Source organism: Nostoc sp. UHCC 0251, assembly GCF_034932245.1.
GTDB lineage: Bacteria > Cyanobacteriota > Cyanobacteriia > Cyanobacteriales > Nostocaceae > Nostoc.
Genome location: NZ_JAYGHD010000032.1, coordinates 1 through 19,104, shown reverse-complemented (window position 1 = coordinate 19,104; position 19,104 = coordinate 1). Strand labels below are relative to the sequence as shown.

Genomic DNA, 19,104 nt, shown 5'->3' with positions numbered 1-19,104 from the left:
GCTCAAATTTAAAAATTTTAACTATGCCAAAAGTTTCTGTTGTTATTCCTGCCTATAATTCCCTGAAATATCTTCCTGCAACGATGGAAAGTGTGCTTAGGCAAACCTTTCATGATTTTGAAGTTATACTTGTCAACGATGGTAGCTCCGATGATACTGAGAATTGGGTTTCTCAAATAGCAGATCCGCGAGTTAAACTGATAACTCAAGAAAATCAAGGATTATCTGGAGCCAGAAATACAGGTATTGCTCATGCGAGCGGAGAGTATATTGCCTTCTTAGATGCTGATGACCTTTGGGAACCAACAAAGCTAGAAAAACAAGTGTTTTGTCTAGAAGAAAATTCTGAAATTGGTTTGGTATACACATGGGTGGCGTTAATCGATGAGAACAGTAATTCTACAGGAAGAGTGTTCAAAAACTATGCCGAAAATGATGTTTGGCATCAGCTCATTGAACACAATATAGTTGAGAGTGGAAGTGTAGCGATTGTTCGTCGCCAATGCTTTGAAACTTGTGGCGTATTTGATCGAAATTTACGCTCATTTGTTGAAGATTGGGATATGTGGCTGAGGATAGCATCTCGTTATCCTTTTAAAGTCCTAAAAGAACCTCTAGTTTACTATCGACAACACTCAACTAGCGCCTCTAGAAATTGGGAGGCTATGGAACAAAGTTTTCGTATAGTTATCGAAAAAGCCTTTGCTTCTGCTCCACCCAAGTTGCATTACCTAAAAGGACGGAGCTATGGTTGTGCTCATCTCTGTTTAGCTTGGAAACCTCTGCAAAGTCGCAATAAAGATTATAAAAAAGCAATAGATTTTCAAAGGCAAGCTCTAGCGCACTGTCCTCAATTACGCTTCTCAAAAGAGAATATACGTTTGAGCTTGGCGATCGCCGCATTTCAAGGGTTTGGATCTGATGGTTACAACCGAGTATTAAGGTTACTCTACGCTCTACGGCGACGTATACAAAGTATTACAAACTGAGGTTCTGTAGTACTCTATTTCCAGACTCTAGAAAACACGACTTTTGATAGTGGATTGTAAGTGTCACAAATTGTCAACTTTTAAGGAATTCCAATATGCCAAAGATCTCTGTTGTCATTCCGGCCTACAATGCAATGACCTATTTATCAGAAACTCTAGACAGCGTATTGAGCCAAGCTTTCATCGATTTTGAAGTTCTGATTATTAATGATGGCAGTACTGATCACATCGTTTCTTGGGCATCAGAAATTACCGATCCACGAGTCAGGCTGATTTCTCAAGAAAACAAAGGGCTACCAGGAGCACGAAATACAGGTATTACCTATGCCCAAGGAGAATACATTGCTTTTCTAGATGCTGATGATCTGTGGGACCCAAGCAAATTAAAAAAACAAGTAGATTGTTTTGAAAAAAATCCGGAAGTTGGGCTGGTGTATACCTGGACAACTCTGATTGATTCTTCAAAAAGAACTTTAGGAATTGAGTTCAACTGGGATTTAGAAGGAAGAATTTGGGAACAGATGTTGGTAACAGATGTAGTGGGGAATGGTAGTTCAGCTATGGTTCGTCGTGCTTGTTTCAATACAGTGGGAAATTTTGATACTAGCTTAACTTCTGTTGAAGACTGGGATATGTGGATTCGGATCGCAAAACACTATCCATTTGCAGTTGTGAAAGAATACCTTACTCTTTATCGCCAACATCCCAATAGTATGTCTAAAAATCGCCAAAAAATCTTGCATAATTTGCACACTGTTATTGAGAAGGCATTTGCGGCAGTTCCTGCCCATTTGCTTTATCTAAAGAAGCGTACTTATGGGCATATGAATTATTGCCAGGCATGGGTTGCTATGTATGCAGGAGACCATAAGCAAGCTATCCACTTTCGCCAGCAAGCTTTACTATACGATCCTCACATACGGTACACCAAAAGCTTTCTAAATTTGAATTTAGGAATTTTATTAGTACAACTGTTTGGTTCAGATGGTTACATAAAGTTCAAAAATTTCAGCCGTGCTTTGCGTCATCACATACTTAAAACAGTTCGACCATTCTCCTTATCTTCCTAACAATATCTGTCTTTTGAGTAGTATTTTTCTTAATTCCATATGCCTAAGCCTAAGGTTTCTGTTGTTATTCCCGCTTACAATGCTATGGCATACTTGCCAGAAACCCTGGACAGTGTGTTGAAGCAAACGTTCGCTGATTTTGAAGTCCTGATCATTAATGATGGGAGCACCGATCGCATCGTTTCATGGGCATCAGAAATTATCGATTCCCGCGTCAAGCTGATTTCTCAGGAAAATCAAGGTTTATCCGGAGCAAGAAATACAGGGATTGACCATGCGCAAGGGAAGTACATTGCTTTTCTGGATGCAGACGATGTGTGGGAACCTACCAAACTAGAAAAACAAGTTTGCTGCTTTCAGGAAAATCCAGATGCTGGAGTGGTTTACACCTGGTCGCTCTTAGTCGATGAACATGGCAAACCGACAGGTAGAATCTTTGCCTCTCAGTTAGAAGGTCAAGTCTGGGGACAGCTTTTGGTGGAAATGGACGTTATTTCTAATGGCAGTTCTGCCGTGGTTCGTCGAGATTGTTTTGAAGCTGTTGGTGTGTTTGATCGCAACCTCGCCGCCGCCGCAGATTTGGATATGTGGTTGCGTATTGCTGCTAAGTACCCGTTTGCAGTCGTCAAAGAACCTCTGACGCTTTATCGACAACACTCCAGCAGCATGTCGAAGAACCGTCAGCGAATGTTTCAAGATCTGCAAAAAGTGATTGAGAAGGCATTTCAATCAGCTTCCTTGGAAATGTTATATCTCAGAAATCAGGCATATGCCAGTCTCATCATGATGAGTCAAGCGTGGTGGTCTGTTGATGAAGGGGATTCTAAGACAGCAAAATTTTGGCAGCAGCAAGCATATTTGCATTATTCAAAAATTCAATATTCTGATAGATATATTCGTTTGAGTATTGCAATTATTCTGATTCAATTATTTGGCCCCAAGGGCTATGAAGGCTTCAGAAAATGGACTCGTGCGATGTATCGAATGATATTAAACCAAGCAATATGACAATTTGAGTAACGATTAAACAACTCTGCGTTGATCTAATAATTTTCTTTTTCGCTTGATTCGCCTAACTCAAATGTCTGTTGCAGGTAGCCAATATTCAGGAAATAGCTAATAGTGATTACCAGATTAAAACAAGTCTTATCAGGTGAATATCTTCGCAACGTTGGCTGGATGGCTGGTGCGGAGCTAGCCAATCGTATTATTAGACTGTCAACTACAGTCGTACTGGCGCGGATGTTTAGCCCTCATGACTATGGGCTAATGGCAATCATTTTTACCATCTGTGACTTTTCTAGTGCATTTACCCTTAGAGGTGGTGTTGGTTCCAAGATTATTCAAGCAGATGAACGGGACGTAAAAGCGATTTGCAATACAGCTTATTGGCTCAATTGGATCACTTGCGGCTCGCTCTTTATCATCCAATGTTTTGTCGCATTCTTGATTCCCTACTTTTCTCACGATCGCGAGCTTACTATACCACTTTGTATCGTTGCCCTTACCTACTTGACGTATCCCCTTTGGGTTATCCATCTCACCTTAATCGAACGAGAAAATCGATTCAAGTCTGCGGCAATATGCAACGTCCTTAACTCCTTAATTTCAAATATCCTCACTGCAACATTTGCTTTATTAGGCATGGGCATTGGAGCAATTACTTGGCCACTGCTTATTGCATGTTTATTTTGGATTGTCATCACTTGGAAATTTCATCCATGGAGACCTCCACTTCGTTTTAGCTTAGAACGATGGCGGGAGGTTATCGGCTTTGGTAGCAATCTATTAATTGCCGACCTTTTAAGTAAATTCCAAGCAAATGTAGATTATCTACTAGTTGGTAAATATCTTGGAGTTCAGGCACTGGGAATGTATTACTTTGCCTTTAATGCAGGTTCGGGCATCACGCTAAATCTTATGAACACCTTTATGGTTCCTCTCTATCCACATATATGTGGGGCGAGAAATGACTATTGGCAATTTAAACATAGGTATTTTAACAGTCTTAAAAAAGCTACTGCAATCCTGGTTCCACTTATTTTATTACAGGCTGCTTTAGCACCGATTTACGTACCAATTGTTTTCGGCAAGAAATGGATTCCAGCTATTCCAGTTCTGATTTTGATTTGCCTTTCAGTTATTCCAAGGATATATGCTAGGGCATCTTCTTTATTATTGAATGCAATCGACAAAACAATAATTTCATTGTTTCTCAGTGTTACATTCACAGTTATTTTTGTTATCTCCTTACTAGCTGTTGTTAAAAATGGTATTTTATGGGTTGCTTGCGCTGTATTTTTTAGTCATCTAATAGTGTTGTCTATATTCACTATTTGGACAAATCGCTATGCACTAAGTAAGAAACATTTTTTGAATTTATCTAATATGAACTTATGAATTCATAAGCAATGTATACAAGTTGATCCAACTTGATCCCATTTCTAATATTAGTTTATTAGTAAAATTTTATGGAATTCACAAGAGAAAAAACAAATATTGCTAAAGGTGTGGCAATTTTTTTAATGTTTGCACACCATTTATATTCTTTCAGCGATCGCCTTGTAAATGGCAATAGTTATATTCCATTAATTCTTTTTTTTTAATGCAGAGCTTTACATAGGGAGGGTGGGAAGCATCTGTGTTTCTATGTTCTTATTCTTGTCTGGCTATGGGCTATTTTTAGGTTGGACACGTTCTAAGCAATTGCCTCTATGTCAAATGGGTTCTATAAATGGTCTCTAAGCAACTGGCGTACACACAAATTTTGTTTATTAGTAGCTTTGAAAACGTACCTCACCAGCATGGGAACCGCTATAGGTCGGCATAAATATTTATCGTTGAGACAAGGTAGAAGCTCAAAAGCAAGAACGTTGAGTTAAATTTACTTTTTATTACATACTTGTGTTTATTTGCACATTCGTACTTAAAGTATTCTTTCAACTCTACTTCTTAACCCTGTAACCGTCTGAATCTTGGCTGTAAAGAAATTATAAGACCTATGCGAATAAAAAAGTTGCCTATACTTCTCTTAATTCTGGCTGTAATACTGTGCTGGTTTACTCATAGAATAGATGCAAATTCTCCAAGGATAATTAATTCAATTGCAACCATCATTTATGATATGCAATCACCTCATGAGGGAAGTCCACACGGCGTTTCTCAACATTACAGTTGGGCAACTAAACCTCGTGTAGGTAGCAATAACCCGAAACAATTCAAAGCAATGACTGCTTGGGGGCAACTATATGAAGCAGACCAAGGTAATCTAGCAACTAATACCCGCGTTCAGATAAAAAATATTAAAGCTTACTACCTCAGTAAATTAGATAATAAATGGCACCTTCTTCAAAGTTCGACAAAAGTTGAAGGGGCTGCCTATAAAGAAGATTTTTCCGGTAATGCTAGTACAGCAGCAGATATTCGTTATGAATCTGATGGTAGTGTCTCGGTCAAAGTCGGTAATGGTTACAACTTTCACTTTTGGCCTTCTGGCAGAGCCGCAATTAATCCCAATGATGTGCGTGGCATGTTTACCACAGTGCAAGCACGGCTTGTAATTGATAATCCTATAAAACGTGATGATCGTTCTCAGGGTCGCTATTTGCTTAGTGTGGGTGGCGATTACTGGTTAAACTTAACTGCAAAGTGGAACAACTGGAGTACAAACGAAGATTTCGGTATCGGTAAATTTAAGTACGTTACAACTGAGTGGCAGGCTTTTAATATGATTACTCTGCCACCAGTCCAAATTCGTCGTAACCAACCGCCAATTGAGTAAAAGCAAGTTTAGAAGCCAAATTGTTCGTTAATGAGTAAGAAACTTAATTGTTGCATAAGTCCTGTAGTATAAAAATTTTGTATATGTTATCACATACACTATTTGCGTAATCACTATTATAATTATAATATAAATTGTCATTCAAAAATTAGTGTGTTATGAAAACTACTACCTTAATATGGCATTTAGGCATAAAAACTTGAGTAACTACACAATTATACGTAAATTAAGTCTAGAAAAAAATAATACTTTACTTTTAGTTCTAAGTATTATTGCTTTAATAATCTTTTGTAGTTTTCCTTACCAAGTAGATTCACGGGTATTTAAACCAATTAATTCTATTGAAACTATCATTTACGATATGCAACCACCTCACGAGGGCATACCACATGGGATTCCTTTGCACAGGAGTTGGGCTACCGGGCCGCGTTTAGGTAGTACTGATCCAGGTACTTTTACAGCAATGACAGCATGGGGACAATTATATGAAGCAGCCGAAGGTAACCCTGCAACTAACACCCGTGTGCAGATAAAAAATATTAAGGCTTACTATCTGAGTAAAACAGATAAAAAGTGGCATATTCTGCAAAGTTCTGTGATGTTGGAAGGGGCTGCCTATAGAGAAGATTTTTCCGGTAATGTTAATACAGCAGCAGATATTCGTTATGAATCTGACGGAAGTATCTCTGTCAAAGCAGGTAATGGTTACAACTTTCACTTTTGGGCACCTAGTCGTGCATCTATTAATCCCATTGATGTGATGGGGATGTTTACCACAGTTCAAGCTCGACTTGTAGTAGATAATTTTAACAAGCCTGACGATCGCTCTAAAGCTCGCTACATTCTTAGCGAGGGGGGCGATTACTGGTTAAATTTAACTGCACATTGGAATAACTTGGCTACTAATAAAGACTTTGGTATAGGGAAATTTAAGTACGTTAAAAACAACTGGCAGGCTTTCAATGTGATTACTCTGCCAGAAGACCAAATTCGTCGCAACCCACCGCCAATCTGACTTTTCACAGTATGTGAAAAAAGGGGAGTGGTTTGCGAATCATAGCAAGATAGATAAAAGTCTCAGAAGTTTGTGGTAATAGTTCATAATCTTTGTTCAAACGCCGACACCCAGTTAGCCAGCCCAAGGTTCTTTCTACTACCCAACGTTTAGGTAACAAAACAAAACCCTTGCGTTCATAGGGTCGCAGTACAACTTGTACAATCCATTGGTACAAATCCATCACCCAGGGCATAAATGGGTTGCCAGATAGTAATTTAGACGTGAAACCGTATCTCCCATCTGCCTGACCTTGTTGAGTACTTGTTTACCGCCATTGCGTTCGTCTACACTGGCTGTACCAGTACTCGCAGTACTAACCCTAATGTATCCACGGTCAAAAACCGCTTGCGTCCTTTGACCTTTTTCCCCCGTCGTACCCAACATCTTGGCTGACTATTGCCGCACTTTTCACACTTTGACTATCGATTATTGCTCCTGATGGGCTAACAGATCGCTCATTTTCTACTCTGAAGCAACCTTTGAGTCGGTCATGGATGCTCATCAATGTTCCGCCGATACGCCAATTGCGAAAGACGGCGCTTACAATTGGGCGCGGTCTGAATCCCCCTCTAATTGTTCCTCCTGCCCGGTTGTTGAGCGTAGTCGAAACACTGCCTCCTGCCTTATTCAAAATTCTTACTAAAATCCTGTTGACAAAGGCTTACAGGTTTAAATCGTCACCAACAGATGGAGTTTAGTAAAAAAGTATTTGTCTTAATCGTAATTTGCTCTTGTACTCAGAAAAATTTAACCGTAATTTGTCATTCAATTAATTTCTTTGACTGTAAAGACAATGAAAACACGAAACAGATAATTAAGCTCATTACCATAAGTTCGCCGCCATCTTCCACAATGTTCAGTAAAGGCTCTAACAAAGAAGTACTGAACACTAGATGAATCATGTCTACTATAATTCCAAAAAAAGCAAGAGCAAATAGCAATATAGTTAAATATCTCGATACCTCTCTAGCAAAGCGATCGCCCAAGCCATAAGTAATAGTAATAGCAATCAAAAATAACAAACCAACTATAGCAGATACAGCAAGTTCTCCGAAGTCAATTGCTCTTAAGTAAAACATGGGAACAAATGAAAATTCATTGCTGATTAAATTCCCCAAGCGTTCATGAATCTGCATGGCATCATCAAGTAATAAATAAAAGAACATTACAGACCAAGTTAAGTATAAAAAAGACCTATTTTTTAATGCTAAAAAGCCTAATAAAAGTGCCGACCAATACTCTTTTAGATATTGAAAAATCTCCGAATATCCTCTGTCTTGTCCTAGTGAAAAATTGCTATTGGAAGTTAATCCACTATACGTATAAAACAAATCAAGAAGAATAAAAGTAATATCTGTTGCTAAAAATAAGCAACATAATTTAACGATCAAATTAGTTTTAGATAGTTTTACTAAATATTTTAATTTTTTATTTATTCTCGAAGTGAAATCCATTTGAAGCTTCAAATGCTTTAATTTTCTATTTATCACCGAAGTAGAATCCTTAATAAACTTCAAATGGTTTAATTTTTTATTTAGCATCGAAGTGCAATCCTTAATAAGCTTTAGCCTAAATCAGTATTGCTAGGGCAAAGTACTTAAGACTGATTTAAGCTTATGCAGTATTTTCAAATCATTATTTAACTCAAGCTTAAAAATATCATAAACTATATTTAACGTAAAACTATTTTTTATTTAACTCAAATTTCATAAAGTTTACTTGAAGCTCTAAAAATCGATTTACCGACATAAACAGCAAGTAACAGCATTGACAAAGCCGTCGCCGTCCCTAACACCTACTTATCACTCATACGGTTCAGTTAACCTATGCAGTAGACATATCCAGAAATTAATTATGCGTTACCTGAAACCCTTGTAGAGACCTTGCATTGCAACATCTCTACATTCATTTTCACCAGATGTCTAGTACTTAAAATAATAAACACAGAAGGATTCCTTGTATCAGCTCAATAATTCGGGGTAGCATTTTCTATCATGAAAGGAAACAATAGCCCATTTACAACTATTTGAGCCTTAACTGAACCGCATTGGTTTATCACTCACTTCTAAATATGTCTGCAATTCACCTAAATTCCTAAGCCCTGAAAGTTCCTGACTCACTTTTAATGGAATGCCAGCCTTACTCATCTGGGTCAAGGTAGTAAGCATCTGTGCATACTCACTTTTAACTTCTAGAACGATACCTGTCTGTTAAATCTGAACGAGAGAAAATTAGTAGACGTTAGTGTTGAGAGTAAACATTCACACGGTAGCAGGGCGAACGCACGAAATTTCTGAACCAACACCCTACCCCCTACACTCTGCCCTGACGATATTTCAAATGAGCATCACAGATGACTACAAGCTCAATGATCTTTAACGCGGCTTTTGAATCGAATCACTCACTTGAGTACCTGTATAATTTGGAATCCAACCTTCTGCGTTGGCACAGCCCGCCGCAGGCATCGCAAAATAGCGTATCCCTTTGAATTTCAACGATGCAGTAGGACTGCACCAATGCTCAACGTTGGCGGGGATGTAAAGATAGTCTTGTGCCTGAACTAAAAGCTGTACCTGGCTGCCATCAGTTCGCACGAAGCCATAGATCATTTCTCCTGCCAACACATAGAGGGGTTCAGCCGCAGGATGAGTATGGTAACGGCCATAGGTTGCTATCAGCTGGTGAAGATTGAAGGAACCTGGATGCACATTTAGCAAATCACACCACAGAGCGCCATTTTCTTGCTGAATAAATTCAAAAACGCTGTTATGCAATTCTACACAATAACGTTTCTCTGACTCAGTTAAAACGTCTTGGTCTAGCAGGTTGGGGAAGAGAAGCGATGTTCCTGGGTCGTAGTGTCTGAGTTGAATGCCAAGAGGTGCAAGCTCACGAGCTATTTCACTTAAATCGCTCTCAATCGTACCATCATCAAGTAGTAGGTTAGCCATGACCAAAAAGACTGATTAACTGTTAAGAAGAGTATACTATTCTTTGAGCTAATAAGCCACTATTTCCGACTGACAAACCGGAGTTTTTGGGAATGGGTCATAGGGCATTGGGCATGGTGAGATGAAGGCGATGAAGGAAATGGAGCTTCGGAATAATCAATGCCCAATGCCCATTAACAGAAATAAATTTATCGCCAGAATGATGATCATTGGTACCACTAGCATTTAAGCTAGTACAGGCGAACTATATGCAGCATGGAATGTCTGACTTAATTCTGTTTTGGCATCGGCGCGATTTACGCATTTCTGACAATACGGGACTGGCTGCGGCAAAACAGCAGAGTCCAAAAGTGGTGGGCGTGTTTTGCCTTGATCCGAATATTCTGGAACGGGATGATGTTGCTCCTGTGAGAGTAACTTATATGATTGGCTGCTTGCAGAAACTCCAAGAGCGATATGCTCAAGTTGGTAGCCAGTTGTTAATACTCCACGCCAATCCTGTACAAGCGATACCAGCCTTAGCCGAGGCAATAAATGCCAAAGCTGTTTTTTGGAATTGGGATGTAGAACCTTATTCGCAAGAACGCGATCGCACCGTTATAAATGCCCTCAAAGAAAAAGGGATTCAGTTTCTTAACCAAAACTGGGATCAAATCCTCAACTCCCCAGATGAGATCCGCACCGGGAGTAATCAACCTTATACGGTTTATACCCCCTTCTGGAAAAATTGGATTATCAAACCGAAAGCGAACCCAGTAGAAACACTGCAAAATACTGAGGGTTTAACGGAAGCTGAACAAGAAATTGCTAAACTTGCAGGAGTGATTGCATTACCTTCAGTCAAAGATTTAGGATTTATTTGGGATGGAGAATTGATTCTTTCACCGGGAGAGATGGCGGCGCAAGAACGGCTAGAGGAATTTACTGCTAAAGCTATTACTGAATACCAAGAACAGCGGAATTTCCCCGCAGTAGGCGGAACATCGCAACTGAGTGCAGCTCTGAAATTTGGGGTAATTGGCATTCGCACCGTTTGGCAAGCCACTATAGAAGCACTAGAAAACAGCCGTAGTGAAGAAACAGCAGTTAATATTCGCACATGGCAACAAGAATTAGCTTGGCGGGAGTTTTATCAACACGCAATGTATAACTTCCCCGAATTAGCTGATGGTGCTTTCCGCGACACCTTTAAGAACTTTCCTTGGGAAACTAACGAAGAACATTTCCAAGCTTGGTGTGAGGGGAAAACTGGCTATCCTATTGTGGATGCAGCAATGCGTCAGATGAATGAAAGTGGCTGGATGCATAACCGTTGTCGAATGATTGTCGCCAGTTTCCTCACTAAAGACTTGCTAATTAATCCCCAATTGGGAGAAAAATACTTTATGCAGCACCTAATTGACGGTGATTTATCTGCTAATAATGGCGGTTGGCAATGGAGTGCTTCTAGTGGCATGGACCCTAAACCTGTGCGAATTTTCAACCCAGCCAGTCAAACACAAAAATTCGATCCAGAGGGGGAATATATTCGGCAATGGGTGTCAGAATTGCGGTCTGTAGATACAGAATATTTAGTTACTGGGAAAATTCCATCTTTAGAACGTCATGCTGTTGGCTACCCTGAACCTATTGTGGATCATAGAATACAGCAACAACAGTTTAAACTGCGTTATCAACAACAAAAAACCGTTAGTAGTGGTGAGTAAAATTGTGAGTTTTTTAATGTTTAGTTAAGGCTGACATATTAACATAATACGAATCTTACTACGTTCTATCTTAGCTTGTTGCTCTTTATGTTTTAATTAAGCTTGTTTCACTAACAAAACAAAATGATCATAGCTAATTCCTAATATTTGCTTAATATGCTGTGGATATTTGCAAATATAACGAGAAGTAGATTTTTCATTATGGTAGACCAATGATAGTTGTTCAAATCTCCGTTCTACCATTTTTTTGTGCGCGAATTATATTTTGGGCACGTCTATTATAATGTTGACATTTGTACTAAGTAGGGCTTGCTTATCCTGACATACTTTAATAATCATTAAATAGTTAAATTTATAATATTTTTTTAAAACTATCATTTTTAATTATTTCACTTATTCTGCTATTTAAATTTTCCCACCCTTGTAATATTTTATTTCGTAAACTTTTTGCTTCTGTTGATTTATATGCATCATTAAGACCATCTGAATAATTTATAATTCCAATTCCTGATAATTCAGATACTTGCTCAATGAGTAAAGAATAGATTTGTGTTATTTTGTCAAGTTCAGTATACAATTCATAAATTTTATTAATTTCTTTTTCAGTCAATGCTAACGGTAAGAATAAAACTTGGCTCTTCCATACTGTACGATTCCATTGAGGTAAAGGCGTTTCTCTAATAAATTGAGATTTGTTTGTAATACTTGTGTTAGCCTTATCCTTAAATTCAGCAAGCAACATTAAGTCTTGATTTATTTCAAATTTAAGCATAGTACGAACTGTACTAATTTGTTCCCCTTGCGTTTTCCATTGACGAAATTCACTTATAAAAAATCCAAGAATAGCACCAATAACAGCACCAAAAATTCCAACAAAATCACGTAGCCTCCATTTATCTATTACTATCGGTATTTCTTGATAAAAGTACGTAAATAAAAAGGGTAAAGTTAAAGTAGCTAAAGATGGTAAAATAACTTTCTTAGTAGACAAAAAAATAGTTACTTTCTCAATTAAATCTAATTCATATGCAACTAATAAACTCGTATAGAGAAGCCAGCTAAATGGAAGCAAGAAACCTAAAATTGCAGGTAGGTTTTGAATTAAATTTTGACTGAGCATTTTTTTTAGAAATAAAAAGTCCAGTGTATTACAGATAATCTCTTAACGCATTAGCGTGAATATACATATTACTTAAAAAGCTTATTTAATTGAAAGTAAGGACGATGATCTTCTACTGTTGAGGCAGCTTAAGGGAAGTGAGTTAGCTGCCATGAAGCTCTCTGTTTGCCTCATGTCCTCAATGTAAATTTCTAATCTCCAGTTCCCAGTCCGTAAAATTGCTAAATGAAATTTTAATATTAACATGATATTACGTCTTCACAGGTAAACGGGAAATTGTCCATAAGATGAGCAGGAAGATTAAGTAAATTGCGCCAACCAGCCCAAACTCAATCAGAGGAATATAGGTTACTTCGTAAATTCTGCCCAAGCCGCGTTCAGTCAGTCCATAAACGGCGATTACACTCACTAAAAAGGCTCCGTAGATACTTCGTTTAGTTAAGATACCAACAGGTAGACCGTGGAGTTGGGTAAGTACTAAAATACCAAGAAAACCAAAGAGGAATGTTGGCCACTTGCTTTGTCCTAACATGAACGACACAACGACACTATGTAAAACCACCGTAATTTCCAAAGTGAATGTCCACCAACGGTTTACATGGGTGCGGTTGAAGATCAACGAGGATTGGAGCAGAAGCAAGAACATATAAAGAAAACCAATTAAATGCCCTAAAGTCGCTTCCATTGGATGATACCAGAAAGTATAGATAGCGGCGAAGGAGAAAAAATAGCCGTGGTACAGCTTGATAATTTGCAAAAACTGTTGATGAAATGGAACAGAATTGCCAAAAAACAAACCGCGTCGAGGCGTTTCTAAAATCAGTACGAACACCAGTAACAGTACAACCGCACCTTGAGAAGCCCAAATTGAAGTATCTTGAGCTAGAGCATCGTACCAAATATAGGTCTGGAGGAAGTGTAAAGCTATGAATGCGCCATTAATGGCAAGCATAAGGTAATTAATTGGATGCAACGCTGATTTGTATTGCAACTGCGATGCCTGCGGCGGGCGTAGCCATCGCTGCGCCCACCAGATACATGCCCAGATGCTAAACTGATGCCCAAGGTACATACCCCAAGCCGTCGCTCGGCTCCAAAAGGTCGGGTTGGGAAGCTTCCAGTAGTACCAGTTTAATCCTTGGTCAGGAAGTTTGGTGATGCTTGCAGGAATACTCCCACCGATCCAAATTGTGTAGGTGAGGAGGATGCTTACAAAGATGCCTAAAAACAATACTCGGCGACCTGTCATATTAATTTGTAATGCGTAATTTTTAATTCGTAATAAAAAGGGGAATAACCTTCTCAAAGTCCTCCCATTTATTGGAGGATTTAAGAGTATCTAAAGTTTTGAATACATCAGCCATTACTTTTAAAAGATTCTCTAAGACCTAGATTATCAGGCGACACGTTCTGTTTTTTGTTCAGATGCACTTTTAGTCACTCGTAAACTAAGAGTCAAAGCTACTACCATTACTAAAAATCCACTCACAAAAGGAGCATAAATTCCAAACTTCATAAAACTAACCCCTGCTCATGTTGGCCCAATGATGCGTGCCAAAGCAGAGCAAGAACTAGCAATTCCTAATATTTGTCCTTGCTCTTCTGGGCCTGACATCTGGGAAATCAGACTGTTTAATATTGGCTGGCTGACACTAATTCCCCATGCCACAAATGTGGTAGCGGCCAACAATAAAACTAAGCTTTGTGAGAATCCAATTAGTAGTAATCCTAAACCTAATCCTATTATCCCCAAAGTAAGTAACTTTATTTCACCCAATTGTTTCTTGAGGAATCCGATGAGTCCTCCTTGAATGATTGTACTTACAATCCCCATGAAGGCAAAAAGATAACTAGCTTGTTGAGGGCCCCAGTTTAATTGCTGCTTAGACCATAAAGCTAATGTAGAGTCCATAGCTGCAACAGCAAAAGTAACAAAAAAGTAAATGCCAACAAGTACACAAAACTGTGGACGCTGTAATAGTTGTAACAAGTTCACCCGTCGCTGACGGTAGCGATCAGCTTGGATTTTGGCTCTAGTCTCAGAATTTAGGGATTCTGGAAGTAACATCAAAGCACAAAGCAATGCCAATAAGGATAATCCGGCTGCGAACAACGACGGTAGATAAAAGTTAGCGTTGTTCGGATCTGACCCGACCAGAAGACCTCCAATTGCTGGGCCGAGAATGAAGCCAAGACCAAAAGCTGCTCCGATTATGCCCATGCCACGAGCTCGATTAGCTGGTGTGGTAATATCTGCTATGTATGCTTGAGCAGTAGCAATATTCCCTGCCATAATCCCGGCAAGACTACGAGCAATAAACAAAATCCATAATGAGTTGGCAAAGCCTAAGCCTGCGTATGCAATTACAGAACCTAATAAAGTCAGTAATAAAATCGGACGACGACCGTAGCGTTGGCGTAGCCCGCCGCAGGCATCGCTAAACTTGCCCCATAATGGTGCAAATAAGAACTGCATTAAAGAATAAATAGCTACAAGTAGTGTCGCTTCATTAGGTTTTGCGCCGAATTGTTCAGCATACAAAGGCAGTATCGGCAAGATAATTCCGAAACCGAGCAAGTCTATAAATACAGTCAAAAATAAGACAAATATAGCCCTGTTATTATTTTTACTTTTCATAATGTAATTCACTTTTATAAACAATATGTGTAACTTGGATTATTTTTATAGATATTAGAGAACACTTGATAATAAAAGCCTATTGAATGTAACTAGTAATCAGTTCAAGCAAAATGATTGAATTTGAATGTGGTTGAGCAAAATAGCATGGAACAAACCCGCTATAAAAATCAAGCCAATAATACTACTAATAAAAGCAACTATGACCTCGTGCTTCCGTATAGCTTTTTGGATTTTAGCGTCTATGATGTGTTCTAATTCTTTGTATGACATTGATTTAATTTTACTAAAGATAAAATTATATTGAACCTATGCCTGAGAGAAGTTTGAGTATGTTCAAAAAGTCTAGCTTATTCAATGATGAATTATTTAGACGCTGTAGTAATGTCAAAATAGTTCGTCATTGATAATACTCACCATCGGCGAGTATTACGACGAATTAGTAATTATTTGCCCAAGTGCGTTTACGTAGTTTTAAAACAGTGCCTGAAACAGCAAAAGCTAATATCGCTAAGGTGAAATTTGGTTCGGGAGTTGCAATAATACTTACCTTATTAATAGCCAAGCCGTATTCTGGATTAGAACTGCTAAAAACGAGTCGTGAGATGTTAGGAGTGTCACTACGAACCCCCAAGAATACTGCTGAGTTATCTAATGCTAGCGACGAAGTACTGAGAACTGAGAAACTACCCAACAAGTTATTGCTGCTATCAAAAGCGTTGATAAAAGTTTCAACTTCTAAACTACTAATATCCACAGCTATCTGAGTACCAGCGCCAAAAACAGGCTGGGCAAAACTAATGCTAAAAGGCCCTCCGTTACCCTGAGTACGAGGATCAGGAGCACCAGGAGGAAGAGGTTGAAAACCTGTTGGGTTGATACCTCCGAAGAGAATAAAATCTCCTTGGGCGAAATTAGTCCGAATGCCAGGTGGAGGTAAAGTTTTAAAAATAAACGGTGGGGTAATCTGAGGATTGTTCGTTGGAGCTATATTTACATCCAACCCTAAGCCACCTTGCGATGTTACTGAAAAAGAGTTAGGTAAAAAAACAGAAAAGTCAGGCGCGGAAGGATTGAATACTTTCCCTAAACTTCCCCAATCAACTTCATCATTGCCTCCTAAAGCATCACGTTCATTTATAAAAAATGTAGCTGCTTTAACTGGTAAAGGAATAACAGTTATTATTGCTGTAATCGCTGGTAAGTATTTAACAGATAATTTGAATAATTGAGTTATCGTAAATGCCACAAGGCTTGCTCCTTAATTTTATAGAAAAATAGCATCAAAATGGAAGAATTCAACACCAATGATGAAGCAACTAGCGTGTTAAATGGTTGTGTTGGAAAAACTTTTTGATGGTTAGCTGGTAAAAATTGACCCAATTCATACTTTTACCAGCTCGACCTTATTTTTGCAACACAACTTTAGCTTTGGTTACAAACACAATTGCTCATGTCTGTACCACTCTAAATCTGTTATTAGTAAAGTACTAGGTAGTGCTTCCACAACAAACAAACTTCAAAAACCTTTAACTGGTCATGGAGTTGTTTGTGACTCATAGGAATTTTAGACCAACTGAATACTCAAATTGGATGGGAGATTTTCAACGAAGGCAAATTGAGTTCCTTGAAAAGACAAGTTACCGCTAGAGGTATTGTAGAAAAAGTCGCTACTCTTAGTAGTACCAAACCCTACTTTTGAAACTTCGATTACGTCACCCTGACCAAACCTGTAATCTTTAATGGTGTCAATACCGTCCTTGAGGCTGTTGAAGATAAACTTATCTGCACCAAAGCCACCTCTAAGAACATCGTTACCTTCTCCACCGATGATTGTGTCATTACCGAAGCCACCAGAGATAGTGTCATTGCCAGCATTACCGACTAATCGGTTATTTTGCCTATCGCCCTTAATGCTATCGCCCTCATTTGTACCAATAACATTGTCAAAATTGACTACATTAAATTTCAATGTCCCCAAAACAGGAACGTTATTGGCAGTGATAGTTTGGGCTTGTAGGTCAGCGGTGGCAGATACCCCAGACAAAGATTGGGACGCGTCTATGGTGTTGTTAGCAACATCAGCATCAGCAACAACTGTTTCTACTTTAAAGACCTGATCTGTTCCAAATCCACCAGCTTTGGTAATTGTCCCTACGCCTGAGAGGGTGATAGCTATACCTAAATTGCTGTAGTCTGCGGTATCAATGCCATCTCCGCCATTGATGCTGTCGTTACCCCGACTGCCTTTGAATGTATCATCGCCTGCACCACCTATCAACGTGTCATTGCCCAGCCCACCGTCAATCAGGTCATTACCATCTCTACCATCAATTAGGTCATCCCCAGCTAGACCAGATAGTTGGTTATTTTGACCGTCGCCCTTAATGCTGTCACCCTCATTTGTCCCGATAACATTGTCAAAATTGACTACATTAAATTTCAATGTCCCCAAACCAGGAACGTTATTGGCAGTGATAGTTTGGGCTTGTAGATCAGCGGTGGCAGATACCCCAGACAAAGATTGAGATGCGTCTATGGTGTTGTTAGCAACACTAGCATCAGCAATAACTGTTTCTACTTTTAAGAGTTGGTCTTTTCCGAATTCGCCAGCTTTTTCAACTGTCCCTACACCTGATAGGATAATACTTTTATTTAATTGGCTGTAGTCTGCGGTATCAATGCCATCTCCACCATTTATGCTGTCGTTACCCCGACTGCCTTTGAAAGTGTCATCGCCTGCACCACCTAGCAATGTATCATTGCCTCTACCACCTAGCAATGTGTCATTGCCTGCACCACCGTCAATTAGATCGTTGCCACCTCTACCATTGATTACATCATTTCCCAGACCACCGGAGATATTGTCATTGCGTCCACGACCAAAAATCTGATCGTCACCATCAGTGCCCGACAAAAAATTATTGTTAGAAGTTCCAACAATCGTAGAGGTAATATCTACCTCTTCATCATTTTCCAGGCCAATGGAGATATTGGCATTGCCCCCACCAAAAATATCATTTTCACTATCAAAGATGGACAAAACAGCATCGTTAGAAATTCCAACAGTGGGCATAATATATACCTTTTAGTTTTACAAATCAGATGTATTTGATCGTTGTAATACTTGCATATTACAAACCATTGAATTATAAATTTATGATGAAATCACTTTAAACTTAATTAATGTTGTTTTATGTATCTCGTCGACAAAAGATGCATAAGGATTTAGATTTCTCAAAAATGTGTTATTTTATCGAAAATATTGAGAATTAATAATATTAGGACATACACACTTTACAAAATAATCATCTTATGAACTAGGTAAATAAGTCGGGAATTGCATAAATGCGGGATGAATTAGCTGAATACAGATATTTCTCTATACTTTAAATAATGAAGTAACAATCGAATTGAATGTTTAAGCATATATACTGATTTTGAAGGTCTTAAACCCAAGTTCCATGATTGTCACTCTCTGTGGGCAGGAGCCAGAATTTCCTTGTCTAGGACACGCTGCGCGTTTGTGTAGCATCCCGTATGGACGTAAAGAAGTTGCAATCTGCTGTATATATTGTGATTAATTATATGAATGGAGAGACAAATAATTTAACTATTTAATTAATTATGAGATGAATCCTACAAGCGGATTATCTTAACTATTGATAACAATGAGTTTTGGCACCAAAAACTTGCCCAGATAATTGCTACATATAGGAATCCGGTTTGATTTCTGAAAAAAATTAAGTATTTGTAGGGTGCGTTATGACTTTAGTCTAACGCACCAAAGCC

At 38.7% G+C, this 19,104-nt stretch carries 15 protein-coding genes and 1 pseudogene; 7 read left to right on the top strand and 9 right to left on the bottom strand.

Annotated features, from left to right (window positions below; all coding sequences use genetic code 11):
• Positions 1–23 precede the first annotated feature (23 nt).
• From VB740_RS06595 to VB740_RS06570, 6 genes are all read left to right on the top strand, one after another.
• Entirely contained in the window at positions 24–989 is a 966-nt protein-coding gene (locus VB740_RS06595; RefSeq protein ID WP_323199248.1) for a glycosyltransferase family A protein, read from the top strand.
• Between the two features lie 95 nt (positions 990–1,084).
• The gene (locus VB740_RS06590) at positions 1,085–2,059 is read left to right on the top strand and encodes a glycosyltransferase family A protein (protein WP_323199247.1); all 975 of its coding nucleotides are present in this window, start codon (positions 1,085–1,087) and stop codon (positions 2,057–2,059) included.
• A gap of 39 nt (positions 2,060–2,098) precedes the next feature.
• A complete protein-coding gene (locus VB740_RS06585) occupies positions 2,099–3,067 on the top strand; it encodes a glycosyltransferase family 2 protein (RefSeq protein WP_323199246.1) in 969 nt (322 codons plus the stop codon).
• 114 nt (positions 3,068–3,181) lie between these two features.
• Positions 3,182–4,459, top strand: a complete 1,278-nt coding sequence (locus tag VB740_RS06580) for a lipopolysaccharide biosynthesis protein (protein ID WP_323199245.1) — start codon at positions 3,182–3,184, stop codon at positions 4,457–4,459.
• A 724-nt stretch (positions 4,460–5,183) separates the two neighbouring features.
• Positions 5,184–5,840: a hypothetical protein gene (locus VB740_RS06575; RefSeq protein WP_323199244.1), complete on the top strand. Its 657-nt coding sequence runs from the start codon at positions 5,184–5,186 to the stop codon at positions 5,838–5,840.
• A 361-nt stretch (positions 5,841–6,201) separates the two neighbouring features.
• Positions 6,202–6,855: a hypothetical protein gene (locus tag VB740_RS06570; protein ID WP_323199243.1), complete on the top strand. Its 654-nt coding sequence runs from the start codon at positions 6,202–6,204 to the stop codon at positions 6,853–6,855.
• A gap of 4 nt (positions 6,856–6,859) precedes the next feature.
• Here the strand turns inward: VB740_RS06570 and VB740_RS36755 are convergent.
• The 4 genes and pseudogenes from VB740_RS36755 to VB740_RS06545 all read right to left on the bottom strand — a co-directional run.
• Positions 6,860–7,441 (bottom strand): annotated as a pseudogene (locus VB740_RS36755) (transposase); the annotation flags it as partial.
• A gap of 217 nt (positions 7,442–7,658) precedes the next feature.
• The gene (locus VB740_RS06555; protein WP_323199241.1) at positions 7,659–8,438 is read right to left on the bottom strand and encodes a hypothetical protein; all 780 of its coding nucleotides are present in this window, start codon (positions 8,436–8,438) and stop codon (positions 7,659–7,661) included.
• Between the two features lie 492 nt (positions 8,439–8,930).
• On the bottom strand, positions 8,931–9,065 hold the full coding sequence (locus VB740_RS06550) for a hypothetical protein (protein ID WP_323199240.1): 135 nt from the start codon (positions 9,063–9,065) through the stop codon (positions 8,931–8,933).
• A 207-nt stretch (positions 9,066–9,272) separates the two neighbouring features.
• Positions 9,273–9,848: an acireductone dioxygenase gene (locus VB740_RS06545; RefSeq protein WP_323199239.1), complete on the bottom strand. Its 576-nt coding sequence runs from the start codon at positions 9,846–9,848 to the stop codon at positions 9,273–9,275.
• A gap of 260 nt (positions 9,849–10,108) precedes the next feature.
• Here VB740_RS06545 and VB740_RS06540 point away from each other — a divergent pair, with 260 nt between their 5' ends.
• Complete coding sequence (locus tag VB740_RS06540) at positions 10,109–11,554, top strand: deoxyribodipyrimidine photo-lyase, 8-HDF type (protein WP_323199238.1); 1,446 nt, start codon at positions 10,109–10,111, stop codon at positions 11,552–11,554.
• A 352-nt stretch (positions 11,555–11,906) separates the two neighbouring features.
• Here the strand turns inward: VB740_RS06540 and VB740_RS06535 are convergent, their stop codons facing one another.
• From VB740_RS06535 to VB740_RS06515, 5 genes are all read right to left on the bottom strand, one after another.
• Complete coding sequence (locus VB740_RS06535) at positions 11,907–12,674, bottom strand: hypothetical protein (RefSeq protein WP_323199237.1); 768 nt, start codon at positions 12,672–12,674, stop codon at positions 11,907–11,909.
• 250 nt (positions 12,675–12,924) lie between these two features.
• Positions 12,925–13,923 carry a hypothetical protein gene (locus tag VB740_RS06530; protein ID WP_323199236.1) on the bottom strand — a complete coding sequence of 333 codons (999 nt, stop codon included), beginning with the start codon at positions 13,921–13,923 and terminating at the stop codon, positions 12,925–12,927.
• A gap of 282 nt (positions 13,924–14,205) precedes the next feature.
• Positions 14,206–15,312 (bottom strand): MFS transporter, encoded by a 1,107-nt coding sequence (locus tag VB740_RS06525; protein WP_323199235.1) that lies wholly within the window; start codon positions 15,310–15,312, stop codon positions 14,206–14,208.
• Between the two features lie 439 nt (positions 15,313–15,751).
• Positions 15,752–16,561, bottom strand: coding sequence for a hypothetical protein (locus VB740_RS06520; RefSeq protein WP_323199234.1), 810 nt, complete (start codon positions 16,559–16,561; stop codon positions 15,752–15,754).
• 318 nt (positions 16,562–16,879) lie between these two features.
• Complete coding sequence (locus VB740_RS06515; RefSeq protein WP_323199233.1) at positions 16,880–18,388, bottom strand: calcium-binding protein; 1,509 nt, start codon at positions 18,386–18,388, stop codon at positions 16,880–16,882.
• Between the last annotated feature and the right edge of the window lie 716 nt (positions 18,389–19,104).

Coding starts and splice junctions, on each gene's coding strand:
- VB740_RS06525 (WP_323199235.1), bottom strand. CDS start 15,312: ATGAAAAGTAAAAATAATAACAGGGCTATATTTGTCTTATTTTTGACT.
- VB740_RS06515 (WP_323199233.1), bottom strand. CDS start 18,388: ATGCCCACTGTTGGAATTTCTAACGATGCTGTTTTGTCCATCTTTGAT.
- VB740_RS06570 (WP_323199243.1), top strand. CDS start 6,202: ATGCAACCACCTCACGAGGGCATACCACATGGGATTCCTTTGCACAGG.
- VB740_RS06590 (WP_323199247.1), top strand. CDS start 1,085: ATGCCAAAGATCTCTGTTGTCATTCCGGCCTACAATGCAATGACCTAT.
- VB740_RS06540 (WP_323199238.1), top strand. CDS start 10,109: ATGTCTGACTTAATTCTGTTTTGGCATCGGCGCGATTTACGCATTTCT.
- VB740_RS06535 (WP_323199237.1), bottom strand. CDS start 12,674: ATGCTCAGTCAAAATTTAATTCAAAACCTACCTGCAATTTTAGGTTTC.
- VB740_RS06585 (WP_323199246.1), top strand. CDS start 2,099: ATGCCTAAGCCTAAGGTTTCTGTTGTTATTCCCGCTTACAATGCTATG.
- VB740_RS06575 (WP_323199244.1), top strand. CDS start 5,184: ATGCAATCACCTCATGAGGGAAGTCCACACGGCGTTTCTCAACATTAC.
- VB740_RS06550 (WP_323199240.1), bottom strand. CDS start 9,065: ATGCTTACTACCTTGACCCAGATGAGTAAGGCTGGCATTCCATTAAAA.
- VB740_RS06530 (WP_323199236.1), bottom strand. CDS start 13,923: ATGACAGGTCGCCGAGTATTGTTTTTAGGCATCTTTGTAAGCATCCTC.
- VB740_RS06555 (WP_323199241.1), bottom strand. CDS start 8,438: ATGCTAAATAAAAAATTAAACCATTTGAAGTTTATTAAGGATTCTACT.
- VB740_RS06545 (WP_323199239.1), bottom strand. CDS start 9,848: ATGGCTAACCTACTACTTGATGATGGTACGATTGAGAGCGATTTAAGT.
- VB740_RS06595 (WP_323199248.1), top strand. CDS start 24: ATGCCAAAAGTTTCTGTTGTTATTCCTGCCTATAATTCCCTGAAATAT.